Annotated in this window: 12 protein-coding genes and 1 pseudogene; 5 read left to right on the forward strand and 8 right to left on the reverse strand. The window is 72.0% G+C overall.

From position 1 onward, the window contains the following. Nucleotides 1-1,068, reverse strand: a 1,068-nt coding sequence (locus tag ACFV6E_RS34445; protein ID WP_385467049.1) for a recombinase family protein, incomplete at its 3' end; no start/stop codon positions are given. A 19-nt stretch (nt 1,069-1,087) separates the two neighbouring features. Here ACFV6E_RS34445 and ACFV6E_RS34450 point away from each other — a divergent pair. Both ACFV6E_RS34450 and ACFV6E_RS34455 read left to right on the forward strand, forming a co-directional pair. Then, nucleotides 1,088-1,216: pseudogene (locus ACFV6E_RS34450) on the forward strand (EamA family transporter); the annotation flags it as partial. Between the two features lie 131 nt (nt 1,217-1,347). Then, nucleotides 1,348-2,358 carry a helix-turn-helix domain-containing protein gene (locus ACFV6E_RS34455; protein ID WP_385467051.1) on the forward strand — a complete coding sequence of 337 codons (1,011 nt, stop codon included), beginning with the start codon at nt 1,348-1,350 and terminating at the stop codon, nt 2,356-2,358. A 177-nt stretch (nt 2,359-2,535) separates the two neighbouring features. Here the strand turns inward: ACFV6E_RS34455 and ACFV6E_RS34460 are convergent, their stop codons facing one another. Then, nucleotides 2,536-3,699 carry a serine hydrolase domain-containing protein gene (locus tag ACFV6E_RS34460; protein WP_385467052.1) on the reverse strand — a complete coding sequence of 388 codons (1,164 nt, stop codon included), beginning with the start codon at nt 3,697-3,699 and terminating at the stop codon, nt 2,536-2,538. A 151-nt stretch (nt 3,700-3,850) separates the two neighbouring features. On the opposite strand from ACFV6E_RS34460, the gene ACFV6E_RS34465 reads away from it, so the two are divergent. Further along, nucleotides 3,851-4,705, forward strand: a complete 855-nt coding sequence (locus tag ACFV6E_RS34465; protein WP_385467055.1) for an NAD(P)H-binding protein — start codon at nt 3,851-3,853, stop codon at nt 4,703-4,705. A gap of 210 nt (nt 4,706-4,915) precedes the next feature. Here the strand turns inward: ACFV6E_RS34465 and ACFV6E_RS34470 are convergent, their stop codons facing one another. Genes ACFV6E_RS34470 through ACFV6E_RS34480 form a run of 3 tightly spaced genes read right to left on the reverse strand, consistent with a single transcriptional unit; the run spans nt 4,916 to nt 7,520 of the window. Beyond that, nucleotides 4,916-5,716 carry an energy-coupling factor ABC transporter ATP-binding protein gene (locus ACFV6E_RS34470; protein ID WP_385467057.1) on the reverse strand — a complete coding sequence of 267 codons (801 nt, stop codon included), beginning with the start codon at nt 5,714-5,716 and terminating at the stop codon, nt 4,916-4,918. Beyond that, on the reverse strand, nt 5,692-6,453 hold the full coding sequence (gene cbiQ / locus ACFV6E_RS34475) for a cobalt ECF transporter T component CbiQ (protein WP_385467060.1): 762 nt from the start codon (nt 6,451-6,453) through the stop codon (nt 5,692-5,694). The genes ACFV6E_RS34470 and cbiQ overlap by 25 nt, the downstream gene beginning before the upstream one ends. Beyond that, entirely contained in the window at nt 6,453-7,520 is a 1,068-nt protein-coding gene (locus tag ACFV6E_RS34480; protein ID WP_385164606.1) for an energy-coupling factor ABC transporter permease, read from the reverse strand. The genes cbiQ and ACFV6E_RS34480 overlap by 1 nt, the downstream gene beginning before the upstream one ends. Before the next feature lie 208 nt (nt 7,521-7,728). On the opposite strand from ACFV6E_RS34480, the gene ACFV6E_RS34485 reads away from it, so the two are divergent. Beyond that, the gene (locus tag ACFV6E_RS34485) at nt 7,729-8,109 is read left to right on the forward strand and encodes an SsgA family sporulation/cell division regulator (RefSeq protein ID WP_385164609.1); all 381 of its coding nucleotides are present in this window, start codon (nt 7,729-7,731) and stop codon (nt 8,107-8,109) included. A gap of 31 nt (nt 8,110-8,140) precedes the next feature. On the opposite strand, the gene ACFV6E_RS34490 is transcribed toward ACFV6E_RS34485, so the two are convergent. Next, nucleotides 8,141-10,372 (reverse strand): MMPL family transporter, encoded by a 2,232-nt coding sequence (locus ACFV6E_RS34490; RefSeq protein WP_385467062.1) that lies wholly within the window; start codon nt 10,370-10,372, stop codon nt 8,141-8,143. A 152-nt stretch (nt 10,373-10,524) separates the two neighbouring features. Continuing rightward, nucleotides 10,525-11,115, reverse strand: coding sequence for a TetR/AcrR family transcriptional regulator (locus ACFV6E_RS34495; RefSeq protein ID WP_385164615.1), 591 nt, complete (start codon nt 11,113-11,115; stop codon nt 10,525-10,527). Nucleotides 11,116-11,433: 318 nt separating this feature from the next. On the opposite strand from ACFV6E_RS34495, the gene ACFV6E_RS34500 reads away from it, so the two are divergent. Further along, on the forward strand, nt 11,434-14,748 hold the full coding sequence (locus ACFV6E_RS34500) for a S41 family peptidase (protein WP_385467064.1): 3,315 nt from the start codon (nt 11,434-11,436) through the stop codon (nt 14,746-14,748). Nucleotides 14,749-14,829: 81 nt separating this feature from the next. Here ACFV6E_RS34500 and ACFV6E_RS34505 read toward each other — a convergent pair whose 3' ends face one another. Then, entirely contained in the window at nt 14,830-15,015 is a 186-nt protein-coding gene (locus tag ACFV6E_RS34505; RefSeq protein ID WP_385174551.1) for a hypothetical protein, read from the reverse strand. Nucleotides 15,016-15,086 lie beyond the last annotated feature (71 nt).

Here is a 15,086-nt window from a genome sequence, read left to right on the forward strand (position 1 = left end):
GAGCGGGACCCATCCATGGAAGTGCGCCCCGGGCAGACGCCCGCGCACTCCCGGTCGTTGATCCCCAACACCACGACGAGGGACACGATCCTTCTGCTGTCCGACGTCGCCGGCTCGCGTGCACCGGTAGTAGGCGTACCGCACGCCGTTCGTACCGGCCATGCGGACTCCGCATGAGCACGTCGCGACTCCACGCAGCAGATAGAAGCGGCTCGGTCGCTTCTGCTCATCCCTGGCCTGCTGAGCTCGGTACTTCCTATGCCGCTGAACCTCATCCCACTGGCCGCGATCGATGATGGCGGGCCACGTCCCGGGTCCCACCTCCTCACCCAGATGGGTTCGGATACCTGCCACGAATGTGGACACCAGCAGATGACGGACGTTCTCCGGTTGCCACGTATTGCCCTTGGACGTCACCACTCCCCGCGCCGCGAGGTCCTCGGCAATGCGCAGGGGTGACTGACCGTCCAGGTACCGCCGATACACCTCGCGGACGATCTCCGCCTCTTTCTCGATGATCGCCTGACCGTTGCCCGTGTAGCCGTAGGGACGATTGCCCACGTGCGGCTTGCCCTCGCGGGCCTTGTCCTTCAGGGCGTCCTTCAGCCGTCGTGACGAGTCGTCGGAGGAGCGGCACGCGTGGGCCACCTCGATGCGGAGGATGAACCGGTCGTCGGGGTCCGACAGGTCGCGTCGGTTCGCCTCGCCGTGCAGGAGCACGCGCTTGTCGTCGGCGATCGAGAGAAGCTCTTCGAGGTCCTTGGGCTGCCGCATGAGGCGGTCGGGGTGGTAGACGATGACGTGCCGGATCTCGCCTTCTCCCATCGCCTCCAGCATCTCGTTCCACCCTGGCCGGTTGCGGTTGCGCTGCCACGCCGAGCGGTTGTTGTCCACGTAGACGTGACGCGCCTCGACCCGGAGTCGGAGCCGTTCTGCGACCTCGCGGCAGATGCGCTCCTGTCGGTCGACTCCAGTCTGATCCTCGTCCTTGGTGTGAGAGATACGGCAGTAGATCGCTGCGGGCTCGCCCGGGATGATCGCGGTCCTGGCTGGCTTCGATCGGCTCATGCAATCACCGTATGAGCAAAGGATGATTTCGATCATCGTCGGGGCGGCCATCGGAGCGGTATTCTTCAAGGAGCGCTTCGGGGCGCCGCGCGTCGCCGCGGCGGGCCTGCTCGTGGTCGGCATCGGGCTGATGCTGCACGCCGGTTGAGGCCGTCCCAGGGGCGGGGGGTACCGCGCGACCGGCCCCCGCCGGACGGCGGCCCGCCCCCGCCAGGCACCGGCCGTCGTCCGGAAGGGCCGGTTCCGGGGCCGGCGGGCCCCGTGTGATTCACTGACCGCGTGCTGCACGAGTCGGTCCTGCGAACCCTGGATCTGCCGGTGGCCGACCGGTTCGAGGCGTGGACGCAGCGGTTGGGCCGCACCCACGCCCCCATGGAGCTGGACAGCGACCGCGCGGCGGACTACCGCGGGCACCAGCGGGTGTTCGAACTCGGGGACGTGGTGGTGTGGCCGGCCACCTTCGACCACCTCGTCTTCCGCCGGACCCCGAAGCTCGTCCGCCAGTCCGACCCGGAGACCTTCCACCTCTCCCTGCTGCTGCGGGGCGAGGGACTGGCCGCCTGGGACAGACAGCAGGCCGCGTACGGGATCCGCGACTTCCACGTGAACTGCTCCTCGCGGTCGTACGAGATCCACACCGGCCCCGACCCGGTCACCATCGTGGGGGTCGAGCTCCCGCGGGCGCTGGTGGCGCTGCCCGCGGGCCACGCCGAACGGGCCGTCGGGCGCCGGATATCGGGCCGCGAGGGGACCGGCGCCCTGCTGGCCCAGCTGCTCGTCCAACTGGCGTCGGACACCGGCCCGTACCGGCCGTCGGACGCGCCCCGCCTCGGCACCGTCGTCGCGGACCTGGTGACGGCCGTCTTCGCCCACGCCGTGGACGACGACCTCCGGCTGCCGCCCGAGACCCACGAACGGACGCTGCTCCTGCGCGTCAAGGCGTTCGTCGACCGGCATCTGGCGGACCCGGAGCTGACCCCCGCCCGGATCGCCGCCGCGCACCACGTCTCGCGCAGTCACCTGTACCGCCTCTTCCAGGCCGAGGACGTGTCCGTGGCCGCCTACGTCCGGAACCGGCGGCTGGCGAACGCCCGCCGCGACCTCTGCGACCCGGCCCTGACCACGCTGCCGGTGCACGCGGTCGGGGCCCGCTGGGGGTTCGCCCGCGCCCCCGAGTTCACCCGGGCCTTCCGCACCGCGTACGGCCTGCCGCCGGGCGAGTTCCGCAGGCAGACGCTCGCCGCGGTCCCCGGGGTGGCCGCGCGGGGCTGTGGACGCTCCGCCAAGTAACCGGGGACTCCCGGCCAACGACAGGCGGGCGTCCGCCGAGCATCCTTGTGAGCACCGCGCTACGAGCGGACCCGGGAGGACTTCCGGGACGGGGGAATCAAGGCGTGCCAGGACCGCGGGGGTGTCCTGGTACGCCTTCGCCGTGCCCCGCCGCGCTTCCCGGCGGGGCCTGTGCGGTCAGGACGACAGGGCCGCCCGTACCCCCCGCAGCAGCGCCTGCGCCCGAGGGTCGCTCGTGACCGTCTTGCGGAAGCCGTTGGTGACGTAGCCGAAGGCGATGCCCGACTCGGGGTCGGCGAAACCGAGAGGGCCGCCGCGGCCCGGGTGGCCGAAGGAGCCGGGAGCGAGGAGCGGGGACGCCGGGCCGTGCAGCATGAAGCCGAGGCCGAAGCGGGTGGACACGACGAGCACGCGGTCGGGCCCGGCGGATTCCTCCGCGCGGGCCCGTGCCACCGTCTTAGGGGTGAACAGCGGTGCCCGGCCGTCCACTTCGCCGATGAGGGACGCGTAGAACCGGGCCAGCGCCTCCGCCGTCGCGATGCCGTTGGAGGCGGGCAGGGCCGCCGCCCGGTACGCCGGGTCGTTGTCGTCGGGGGCCGGGGTGATCGCGGCGAAAGCGCGGCTGGTGAGGGAGGACGGGTCGGCGTACGCCTCGGCCACCGACCGCTTGGGCCGCATCCGCAGGGTGTTCGCCGTCTCCGGCGGCGCGACGCGCCCCGACCGGCCCGTCCGGCCGCGCTCGGCGTCCGGCAGCCCGACCCAGAGGTCCGCGCCGAGCGGGCCGGCGATCTCGTCCGCGATCCACTCCCCGACGCCGCGCCCGGTGATCCGGCGCACCAGCTCGCCGGCGAACCAGCCGTAGGTGTGCGGGTGGTAGCCGTGCGCCGTGCCCGGTTCCCACTCGGGGGCCTGCGCGACCAGGGCGGCGGCCGTACGGTCGGGGTCGGCTGCCTCGGCGGGCGTCAGCGGCCGGTCGACGACCGGCAGACCCGCCCGGTGCGCCAGCACGTGCCGTACGAGGATCCGCTCCTTGCCCCGCGTCTTGAACTCCGGCCAGTACGCGCCCACCGGGGCGTCGAGGTCGAGCTCGCCGCGCTGGTGCAGCAGGAGCAGCGCGGCGGCGGCGACGCCCTTGGTCGCGGAGTGCAGAACGTGCGCGGTGCCGCGCTGCCAGGGCTCGGTCCCGTCCACGTCCCGGGTGCCGCCCCACAGGTCGACGACCTTGCGGCCGTGGCGGTAGACGGCCACCGCGGCGCCCCGCTCGCCGAGCGTGTCGAAGGTGCGGACGAACGCCTCCCTGACCGGCTCGAAGCCCTCGGCCACTGTGCCGTTCACGTCCACGTCCGCACTCCTGTTTCTCATGCCCCGGCCGAGACTTCCATGTGGTCAACAACGGTCCACCGGTGGCGATTCCTCACGGCCGGGTGCGATCGCCCACACCTTCGATCACTCGCGGACAGAACCTGACCGCAAGTCTTCCTACGGTGAAGCCATGACGCAGAACAAGAACCAGAAGATCCTCGTCACCGGCGCCACCGGCACCGTCGGGCGTCAGGTCGTCGCCGAACTCCTCGACCGCGGTCACCAGGTCCGCGCCCTCACCCGGGACCCGTCGAAGGCCGGTCTCCCGGCTGGTGTCGAGGCCGTCCGGGGCGACCTGACCGACCCCGACTCCCTGGTCCCCGCCCTGGAGGGCGTCACCGGGCTGCACCTGATCACCTTCGGCGGGGCCTATTTCGCCCCGCTGGAGACCGGCCCGCGCATCCTGGAGCTGGCCCGCGCGGCCGGCGTCCGCCGGATCACCGTGCTGCACGGCGGCGGCCCCTCGCTCCTGGAGGACGCCGTGCGCGCCGACGGCGGATTCGACTGGACGGTGCTCATGCCGGTGGAGTTCATGTCCAACGCCCTGGAGTGGGCGCCCGGGGTCACGGCCGCCGACGAGGTCCGCGAGCCGTTCACCGGCCGGCTGAGCGCCATGGTCCACGAGGGCGACATCGGCGCCGTCGCCGCGGTCGCGCTGACCGAGGAGGGCCACGGCGGGCGGGAGTACGTGATCACCGGACCCGAGCTGCTGACCGTCGGCGACAAGGTGGCCGCGCTCGCCGCCGCCCGCGGCCGGGAGATCGCGCTGGTCGAGCTGACCGAGGAGGAGGCCGTCGAGCGGTGGCGGGCGTCCGGCATGCCGGAGGACGTGATCGGCTTCCTGCGCGTGGCGTACGGCGACACCCCGGAGGTGGGCCGCACGGTCGTCGGCACCGTCGAGCAGGTCACCGGCCGCCCGGCCCGCACCTTCGCCCAGTGGGCGGCGGAGCACGCCGGAACCTTCGCGGCCGGAGCCGCGGTCTGAAAGCCTGTGTCCAAACCCCGGTCGGATCAGCGCGCGGCGTCATGGGGGTCCCCCCTGGTCCTTAAGACCTTGGGAGAGGAGCTACTAGGACGTTTCGGCAACGCGGCTGAGGGTCCCCCCTGCTCGCAGAGCTAGGGGGAGTGCGTGCCAGACGCCGCACGCCCGGCCGGGGATACGACACAGGCTCTGAGCCCCCGGCGCCGGGGTCGGTCACGCCCCCGTCGTCACCGACCGCGGGTCGAAGCCGAACGGCAGCTCCAGGCGGTGGGTGCGCATCAGCGCGTCGTCGGAGAGGAGTTCGCCGGTCGGCCCGTCGGCGGCGATCACGCCCTCGCTGAGGATCAGGGCACGGGGGCACAGTTCGAGGGCGTACGGCAGGTCGTGCGTGACCATCAGGACGGTGACGTCCAGCGAGCGCAGGATGTCGGCGAGTTCGCGCCGGGAGGCCGGGTCCAGGTTGGAGGAGGGCTCGTCCAGGACGAGGATCTCCGGCTCCATCGCGAGCACGGTCGCCACGGCCACCCGGCGGCGCTGCCCGAAGGAGAGGTGGTGCGGCGGGCGGTCCGCGAACTCCGCCATGCCGACCCGCTCCAGGGCCGTGCGCACCCGTGTCTCCAGCTCGTCGCCCTTCAGCCCGGCCGCCGCGGGCCCGAAGGCCACGTCCTCGCGCACGGTCGGCATGAAGAGCTGGTCGTCGGGGTCCTGGAAGACGATGCCGACCATCCGCCGGATCTCGGCCATGTGCCGCTTGCCGACCGGCAGCCCGGCCACGGTCACCGTCCCGGCACCGCCGGTCAGGATGCCGTTGAGATGCAGCACGAGCGTGGTCTTGCCGGCGCCGTTCGGGCCGAGCAGCGCCACGCGCTCGCCGCGCCCGATGGCGAAGTCGACCCCGAAGAGGGCCTGGTGGCCGTCGGGGTAGGCGAAGGCGAGCCCGGCCACTTCCAGGGAGGGCGGGACGTCGGCGGTACGGGCATCGGAGGCGGTCACAGGGTCCATCCCAGCAGACATACGACGAGGGCGGCGAACGGGAGGGCCAGCGCGTACGACCACTGCGCCCGGTCCGCGCTCACCTCGTCGATCACCGGCATGGATCCGGCGTACCCCCGGCTCACCATGGCGAGGTGCACCCGCTCGCCGCGTTCGTAGGAGCGGATGAACAGGGCGCCGGCGGACTTGGCGAGGACGCCCCAGTGCCGTACGCCGCGGGCCTCGAAGCCGCGGGACTCGCGGGCGATGCGCATGCGGCGCATCTCGTCGGTGATGACGTCGCCGTAGCGGATCATGAAGGAGGCGATCTGCACGAGAAGCGGCGGCAGTTTGAGCCGCTGGAGGCCGAGGAGCAGTTCGCGCAGTTCGGTGGTGGAGGCGAGCAGGACCGAGGCGGCGACGCCCAGGGTGCCCTTGGCCAGTACGTTCCAGGCGCCCCACAGGCCGTTGACGCTCAGCAACAGGCCGAGGACGTCGACCCGCTCGCCCTCGGCCACGAACGGCATCAGCACCGCGAAGGCGACGAACGGGATCTCGATCAGCAGCCGCTTCAGCAGGAAGCCCGCGGGGATCCGCGCCCGGTACGCCACGGCCGCGAGGAGCACGGCGTACAGCGCGAAGGCCCACATCGCCTCGCGCGGGGTGGAGACGACGACGATCACGAAGGCGAAGGCGGCGGCGAGCTTGGTGTGCGGCGGCAGGGCGTGCACCGGCGAGTGCCCGTGCCGGTAGAGCCGATGGGCGTGGCCCGCGCCCATCAGACGGAGTCGGATTCGGGCACGGAGGGCACGGAGGCCGGCGAGCTGTCGCCGCCGCGGCGCCTGCGCACGGCCCAGAAGACGGCGCTGCCCGCGACTACGGTGACGCCGACGCCGATCACGCCCGCGAGGCCGCCGGAGAGCCGGGCGTCGGAGACGTCCTTGACGCCGTAGTCGGCGAGCGGCGAGTCGGCCGCGGCGTGCTCCTCGGCCTTCTTGTCGATGCCCTTGTCGGCGGCGACCTTCTCCAGGCCGTCGGGGCTGGCGGAGGCGTAGAAGCTGACGAACCCGGCGAGCACCAGGGAGGTGACCAGGCCGGTGATCCACACCTTGCGGTGCGAGGTGCGGGCGGGGGCCGGGGCGGTGACCGGCTCGGGGGCGTCGACCAGCTCGCCGTTCACCCGCAGCCGGAGGTTCTGCTTCAGGCCGCGCGCCCCGTACACGAGGTCGGGCCGTACGGCGATGACGGCGCCCACCGTGAGGGCGGTGATCACGGCCTCGCCGATGCCGATGAGGACGTGGACGCCGATCATGGCGGTGGCGACCTTGGAGAGGGAGACGTCGGTGGTGCCGCCGACGGCGTAGATGAGGGTGAAGGCAACCGCGGCGGCCGGGACGGACAGCAGCGCGGAGACGAAGGCGGCGACGGTGACGGAGCGCCGCCCCCGCGGGAGCACCTTGACCAGGCCGCGGAAGACCGCGTAGCCGACGACCGTGGTGACGATCGCCATGTCCGTGATGTTCACGCCGAGGGCGGTCAGACCGCCGTCCGCGAAGAGGATGCCCTGCATGAGCAGCACCACGGACACACAGAGGACCCCGGTACAGGGGCCGACGAGTATCGCGGCGAGGGCACCGCCGAGCAGATGTCCACTGGTCCCGGCCGCGACCGGGAAGTTCAGCATCTGTACGGCGAAGATGAAGGCGGCGACCAGACCGGCGAGCGGCGCGGTGCGCTCGTCCAGCTCGCGGCGGGCCCCCTTGAGGCTCACGGCGACGGCACCGGCGGCGACCACGCCGGTGACCGCGGAGACCGGGACATTGATGAATCCGTCAGGCACATGCACGTACCGAGAATAACGCCTACCTGCGAATGACTTGCAAGAGCGAGTGAACCCCCAATTAAGTTCTCAATTACTCGCGCGTTTCCCGGTCAGGTGGCCTATTGACTGAGGCCACCTGACCGGGATGCGGACCCGGCAATCTGTGCCACATTGGGAAGTCAGAGCGGATTCACAGCTTCTGCTTGGGTTACGCAGCGTGAGGAGCGGGCCGATGTCCGTCGTCGAACAGTACGCGCGAGCTCATCTCGTCACGGACTCCCAGGACGGCGAGCGCGCCGTCCCGGTCGTCCTCAGCTACGACCCCGTGGCCGACCCCGCCCGCGTCCGCGTGTGCCTGCCCGGCCCGCACCGCTGGACCTTCACCCGTGACCTGCTGGAACGCGGTCTGCTCGCGCCCGCCAGCGCGGGCCGGGTGAGCGTCTGGCCGTGCGGCCGGGTCCGGGCGGTCGTGGAGTTCCACTCCGCCCACGGCGTGGCGGTCGTCCAGTTCGACGCCACGACGCTGATCCGCTTCCTGCGCTCCACGTACGCGGCCACGGCCACGACTCCGGCCACGACCCCGGCCCCTGCTGCCGCACCGGTGCGGCAGTAGGGGCCGGGTCCTCGAAGCGCCGGGCGGGCCGTCAGACGCGGGCCAGTGCCCGGTCCTCGTCCCCGTCCTTCGGGCCGTCCGCGTCGTGGGCGCGCAGGCCCTCGCCCTCGACGTCGACGTTCGGGATCGCGCGGTCCAGCCACTTCGGCAGCCACCAGGCGCGCTTGCCGAGCAGGGCGAGCACCGCCGGGACGATCGCCATGCGGACCACGAAGGCGTCGAAGAAGACGGCGATGGCGAGGCCGAAGCCGATCATCTTGATCATCGACTCGCTGGAGCCGATGAAGCCGGCGAAGACGGCGATCATGATGACGGCGGCGGCGGTGACCACCCGGGCCCCGTGCCGGAAGCCGGTCACGATCGCCTGGCCCGGCCGCTCGCCGTGGACGTACGCCTCCCGCATCCGGGTCACGAGGAAAACCTCGTAGTCCATCGCGAGGCCGAAGACCACGCCGACCATGAAGATCGGCATCATCGACATGATCGGGCCGGTCTCCTCGACGCCCATGAGGCCGGACAGCCAGCCCCACTGGAAGACCGCGACGACGGCGCCGAGCGCGGCGAGCACCGAGAGCAGGAAGCCGAGGGCCGCCTTGAGCGGGACCAGGATCGAGCGGAAGACCACGATCAGCAGCAGGAAGGCGAGACCGACCACCAGCGCCAGGTACGGCAGCAGCGCGTCGTTCATCTTCTGCGAGAAGTCGATGTTCATCGCGGTCGAGCCGGTGACCAGGACCTTCGCGTCCGTGTCGGACGTGATGGTGCCGCCCGCGCCGCGGATGGCGTGCACGATGTTCTCGGTCTCGGTCGAGGACGGCTTGGAGTCCGGGATGACGCTGATCATGGCCGTGTCACCGGCCTTGTTGTAGGTCGCCGGGGTGACGCTGACGACGCCCTTGATGTCCTTGACGGTGTCCGACACCGTGGTGACGGCGCCCTTGGGGTCGTCGCTGGACTTGGCGTCGACCACGACCATCAGCGGGCCGTTGAAACCGGGCCCGAACCCTTCCGAGAGCAGGTCGTAGGCGCGGCGCTGCGTCGTGGACGTCGGCTGCGAGCCGTCGTCGGGCAGGCCCAGCTCCAGCGAGGCGGCCGGTATGGCGACGGCGCCCAGGCCGACGACGCCGAGGAGCAGCACGGTCAGGGGACGGCGGACGACGAACCGGGCCCAGCGGGTGCCCATGTTGGGCCGCTCCCCGTCCGCTGCGGCCTGCGCCTTCTTGCTGTTGCCGCCGAGCAGCCGGCTCTTCCTGCCCGCGGGCTGCACCTTGCGGCCCGCGTAGCCGAGCAGCGCCGGGACCATGGTGAGGGCGATGAGGACGGCGATGACGACCGTGCCCGCGGCGGCGGCGCCCATCTTGGTGAGCATCGGAATGTTGACGACGGACAGGCCGACCAGCGCGATCACGACGGTGAGACCGGCGAAGACCACGGCGGACCCCGCGGTGCCGACGGCCCGTCCGGCCGCGTCCTCGCGTTGGCGGCCCTCGGCCAGCTCGGCCCGGTAGCGGGAGACGATGAAGAGGGCGTAGTCGATGCCGACCGCGAGGCCGATCATCATCGCGAGGATGGAGGTGGTGGAGCCGAGGTCGAGCGCCTTGGCCAGCGCGGTGATCGTCGAGACGCCGATGCCGACGCCGATCAGCGCGGTCAGCAGCGGCAGCCCGGCCGCGATCAGCGACCCGAAGGTGATCACCAGGACGACGGCCGCCACGACGATGCCGATGACCTCGGTGGACCCGGTCTCGGGCATGGCCTGGAGCGCGTCACCGCCGATCTCGACCGTGAGCCCGGTGTCCCGCGTGTCCTGCGCAACCTTCTCCAGCGCGTCGGTGGTGGCCTCCTTCAGCTCCACGCCGGAGACCTTGTACGACACCTGGGCGTACGCGATCGTGCCGTCCTGGCTGATGGACTTGGCCTTGAAGGGGTCGGTGACGGAGACGACCTCGGAACCGTCGCCGAGCTCCGAGACGGCCTTCTCGACGGCGGACTTGTTCGCCGCGTCCGCCATCTTCTGGCCGTCGGGCGCCTGGAAGACGACCCGGGCGGTCGCGCCGTCGGCGCTGGACCCGGGGAAACGTTCCTCCAGCAGGTCGAAGGCCTTCTGCGCCTCGGTGCCGGGGATCGAGAAGGAACTGTCGCCCGCGGTGGGGGCCGAAGCGGCCCCGACGCCGGCGAGCGCGAGCAGGGCCACCCATATCAGGGCGACGAAATGCCGTCGCCTGAAGGCGAGTCGGCCGAGTTTGTAGAGGAACGTGGCCACGAGTTCGTACTCCCGGTCAGGTCGTGGAACGGCAGGGGCTGGTGCGGACGCCCGGTGGGTGCGGGGCGACGGCAGGGAGGGTCAGCCCGACGACGTGAGCGGTCGCGTCAGGTGGGTCGGCAGAGGGGGGTGAGGGAGGGCAGGTACGGGGGTCAACAGCCGAGGGCGGGGAGCACCACGGCGTCGATGTACGAACGGAGGAATTCCTGCGACGGCGGCAGTTCGTCGATCAGCGCACGGGTCGCGAAGGCACCGATGATCATGTGCATCAGGTACTCCTTCGCCGGGTTGTCCGCACGGACCTCACCGCGGTCGACGGCACGCTGGATCATCCGGCGCAGCTCGCGCAGCTCCGGCTCGATGATCCATTCCCGGAACGCCCGGAGCAGGTCGGGGTGCGAGTGGAAGGCATTGGCCAGACCCCGCATCAGCGCGGAGTCCTGTTCCATGTCGCAGTCGTCCTGCCGGAACGTGAGCGCGTGGAAGTCGCCCCGCAGGGACCCGGTGTCCACTCCGGCGAGCGCGACCGGCTTCTGGTTCCGCATCGCCTTGACGACCAGTTCGGCCTTGCCGCCCCACTGGCGGTAGAGGGTGGCCTTGCTGGAACGCGTACGGGCGGCGACGGCGTCCATGGTCAGCGCGTCGTAACCGACTTCCCGGAGCAGGTCGAGCACGGCCGCGTACAGCTCGGCCTCGCGCTCGGGGGTGATCCGACTGCGGCGCACCGTTGCGGCATCAGCCATCGCACTCACCTTCCTGCTCCCATACGTCCGGACAGCACCTTATCGGAGGCGCCGCCGCGAACGAAACTGTTTCGTACACGTAGAGAGTAACCCCATCCCCTAGCGAAACGAAACAGTTTCGTACGTGGGCTGCGTCACGGATCTCCGAGTCAGGCAACGGGGACGTTTCGGCGTCCGCCAGGGGCGCGCGCCCCGAAGGGGCGCGGGGAACTGCGCGACCAGCCACGACGGCGCCGCAGTCACCTGACGGCAGACCGCGGCACCCCAGTGGAGAGCATTGGAGTTGCCGCCCCGGTCCCCCGGGCCAAGCATGGACAAGTGAGCGCCGATCACCAGAAAAACCCCGGGTACCTGCGATTCCCGCACCTCCGCGGGAACCGCCTTTGCTTCGCCGCCGAGGACGACCTCTGGCTGGCCCCCCTGGACAGCCCGGAACGGGCCTGGCGGCTGACCGTCGACCGGACCAAGGTCGGCCACCCGCGGTTCTCGCCCGACGGCAGCCGGATCGCGTACACGAGCTGGCGCAGTCTCGTCCCGGAGATCCATCTGGTGCCGGTGGACGGCGGGCCCGGCACCCGGCTCACCTACTGGGGCAGCGCGGACACCCAGGTCTGCGGCTGGTCGCCGCCCGAGCGGGACGGGCACTGCGACATCCTCGCCGTCGCCTCGCACGGCCAGCCCTTCTCCCACTTCACCTGGGCCTACGACGTCCCCACCGACGGCGGGGACGGACGCCGGCTGCCCTGGGGCCCGGTCTCCGACATCCAGGTCGCCGACATCGCGGGCGAACGGAAGACCCTGCTGCTCACCGGCACGCCGCCGCACGAACCCGCCTCGTGGAAGCGGTACCGGGGCGGCGCCACGGGACGCCTGTGGCTGCACGGACAGCGGCTCCTGCCCGACCTCGGCGGCCACCTGCACTCCCCCATGTTCGTGGCCGGACGCATCGCCTTCCTCTCCGACCACGAGGGCGTCGGCAACCTCTACTCGTGCGCGTACGACGGCTCCGACCTGCGCCGCCACACCGACCACGACGCCTTCTACGCCCGGCACGCCTCCAGCGACGGCACCCGCGTCGTCTACCAGTGCGCCGGCGACCTGTGGCTCGTCGACGACCTGTCCCCCGGCTCGGTCCCGCACCGTCTGGACGTCCGCCTGTGCGGGCCTCGCGCGGGCCGGCGCACGTATCAGGTGCCCGCCGCCCAGCACGTCGACGGCATCTCGGTGGACGAGACGGGCCGCGCCAGCGCCGTCGTCGTACGCGGCAGCCTGTACTGGCTCACCCACCGCGACGGCCCGGCCCGCACCCTCACGGACACCCCGGGCGTACGGGTCAGGCTCCCGGAGATGCTGGGCTCGACCGGGCAGGTCGCGCACCTCACCGACGCGGACGGCGAGGACGCCGTGGAGATCGCCGGGCTGCCGCGCGCCACCGGCGAGCGCGCGCCGCGCCGGCTCGCCTCCGGCGCGCTGGGCCGGGTCCTGGAGATGGTGTCGGACCCGTCCGGCGAGCGCCTCGCCCTCGCCTCGCACGACGGACGGCTGCTGCTGATCAGTACGGCGGCGGAGCCCGGCGGCGAGGACGCGTCCGGCACCGGTACCGAAGCCGAAGCCGCGGGCGGCGGTGAGGTCGTAGAGCTGATCCGGTCCGTCAACGGGCCCGTGCGGGACCTGGCGTTCTCCCCCGACGGGGCCTGGCTGACCTGGTCGCACCCGGGCGTCGGCCGCACCCTGCGGTCGATCAAGATGGCCCGGATCAGGGACCGGACGGTCGTCGACGTCACCAACGGCCGCTTCGAGGACGAGAACCCGGTCTTCACCCGGGACGGCCGCTATCTGGCCTTCCTGTCCTGGCGCGGCTTCGACCCGGTCTACGACGTGCACACCGGCGACCTGTCCTTCCCGCTGGGCTGCCGCCCCTACCTCGTACCGCTCTCCTCGGCCACCCCTTCGCCGTTCGCGCTGAACCCGGACGGGCGCCCGGTGGCCGGCGGGCTCGACCCGGCCCCGGAGGAACCCGACGACGGCGCCACGGCGTGCGTAGAGGCCGAGGGCCTGGAGAACCGGGTGACCCCGTTCCCGGTCACCGCCTCCAAGTACTCGGCGCTGCACCCGGTGGCCGGCGGCGGTCTGGTCTGGCTGCGCTGGCCGATCTCCGGGGCGCTCGGCGAGACCTTCGCCAACCCGGACGACATGACGGGCCGGCCCACCCTGGAACACTTCGACATCGCCAAGGCCAAGAAGCGCGAACTCGTCTCCCACCTGGACTGGTTCACGGTCAGCGGCGACGGCAGCCGGCTCGTCGTGGTCGACGAGGGCGACCTGCGCGCCGTCCCCGCCACCGAGCCCGGCGACGGCGACAGCACGGTCTGGATCGACCTGCGCCGCATCCTGCACGAGGTCGACCCGCCCGCCGAGTGGCGCCAGTCGTACGCGGAGGCGGGCCGGCTGATCCGCGCCTACTACTGGGACCCGGACATGTGCGGGATCGACTGGGACGCGGTCCTTCGCCAGTACCGGCCGCTGCTCGACCGGATCGCCTCCCCGGACGAGTTCGCCGATCTGCTGCGCGAGGTGCTCGGCGAACTCGGCACGTCCCACGCCTATGTCTCCGCCGCCCGCCGCAACGAGGGCCCGCCGCACTACCAGCGCTGGCAGGGCCTGCTCGGCGCCGACTTCGTCTGCCGGGACGGCGCCTGGCTGGTGAAGCGGATCCTGCCCGGCGACTCCTCCGACTCCAAGGCCCGCTCCCCGCTGGCCGGTTCGGGCATCCGCGAGGGCGCGGTGCTCACCCATGTGGACGGCCGCCCCGTCGACCCGGTGCGGGGACCGTTCCCGCTGCTCGCGGGCGCGGGCGGGACGACGGTCGAGCTGACCTTCCGGCCCGCGGAGGGCCCCGGGCCCGCCCGCCGGGTCGCGGTGGTGCCGCTGATCGACGAACGGCCGCTGCGCTACCAGGACTGGGTCACCAAGCGGCGCGCCGTCGTGCACGAGCTGAGCCACGGCCACTGCGGCTATCTGCACATCCCCGACATGGGCGGCTCCGGCTGGGCCCAGTTCAACCGCGACCTGCGCATGGAGGTGTCCCGGCCCGCCCTCCTCGTCGACGTGCGCGGCAACGCGGGCGGCCACATCAGCGAACTCGTCGTCGAGAAGCTCACCCGGAAGATCATCGGCTGGGACCTGACCCGCGACGCGCAGCCGGTGTCGTACGCCTCGACCGCGCCCCGGGGTCCGGTCGTCGCCCTCGCGGACGAGTCCACCGCCTCGGACGGCGACATGATCACGGCCGCGTTCAAGCTGCTGGAGCTGGGGCCCGTGGTCGGCCAGCGCACCTGGGGCGGGGTCGTCGGCATGACCGGGCGGCACCGGCTCGGCGACGGCACGGTCATCACGGTGCCGATGAACGCGGCCTGGTTCGACGCCTACGGCTGGTCCGTGGAGAACCACGGCGTCGCGCCCGACCTGGAGATCCTGCGTACGCCGCTGGACTGGGCCGAGGGCCGCCACGCGCAGCTCGACGACGCCGTGCGGCTCGCCTGCGACCTGCTGCGCACCCACCCGCCCGCGTCGCCGCCCGACCTCTCCGACGCCCCGGACCGCACCCGGCCGGAGCTGCCGCCGCGCTCCTGAGCCCACGGCCCCACACATGGCGAACGGGGCGCGCTCCGTGTCGGAGGGCGCCCCGTCCGGGGTGAAGTCGTGCGTGCTCCGTCAGGCCTCGTAGTCCTGGTCGAAGCGGTCCTGCGCGTCCTGCTGCGCCTGGCTCGCGCGGTCCTGGCCACGCTCGCGGGCCTGCTGGCCGCGGTCACGGGCCTGGTCGCCCTGCTGGCCGGCCTTCTGCTTGGCCTGCTGCTTGAGCTGGTCGGCCTTGTCCTGGAACTGGTCCTTCATACCCATGGAGTTCACTCCTGTAGGGGGTGTTTGATCGAGCGAGACCAGACTTGCACGCGGGGACATACCGCGCATTT

Source organism: Streptomyces sp. NPDC059785, from assembly GCF_042732375.1.
Classification (GTDB): Bacteria; Actinomycetota; Actinomycetes; order Streptomycetales; family Streptomycetaceae; genus Streptomyces.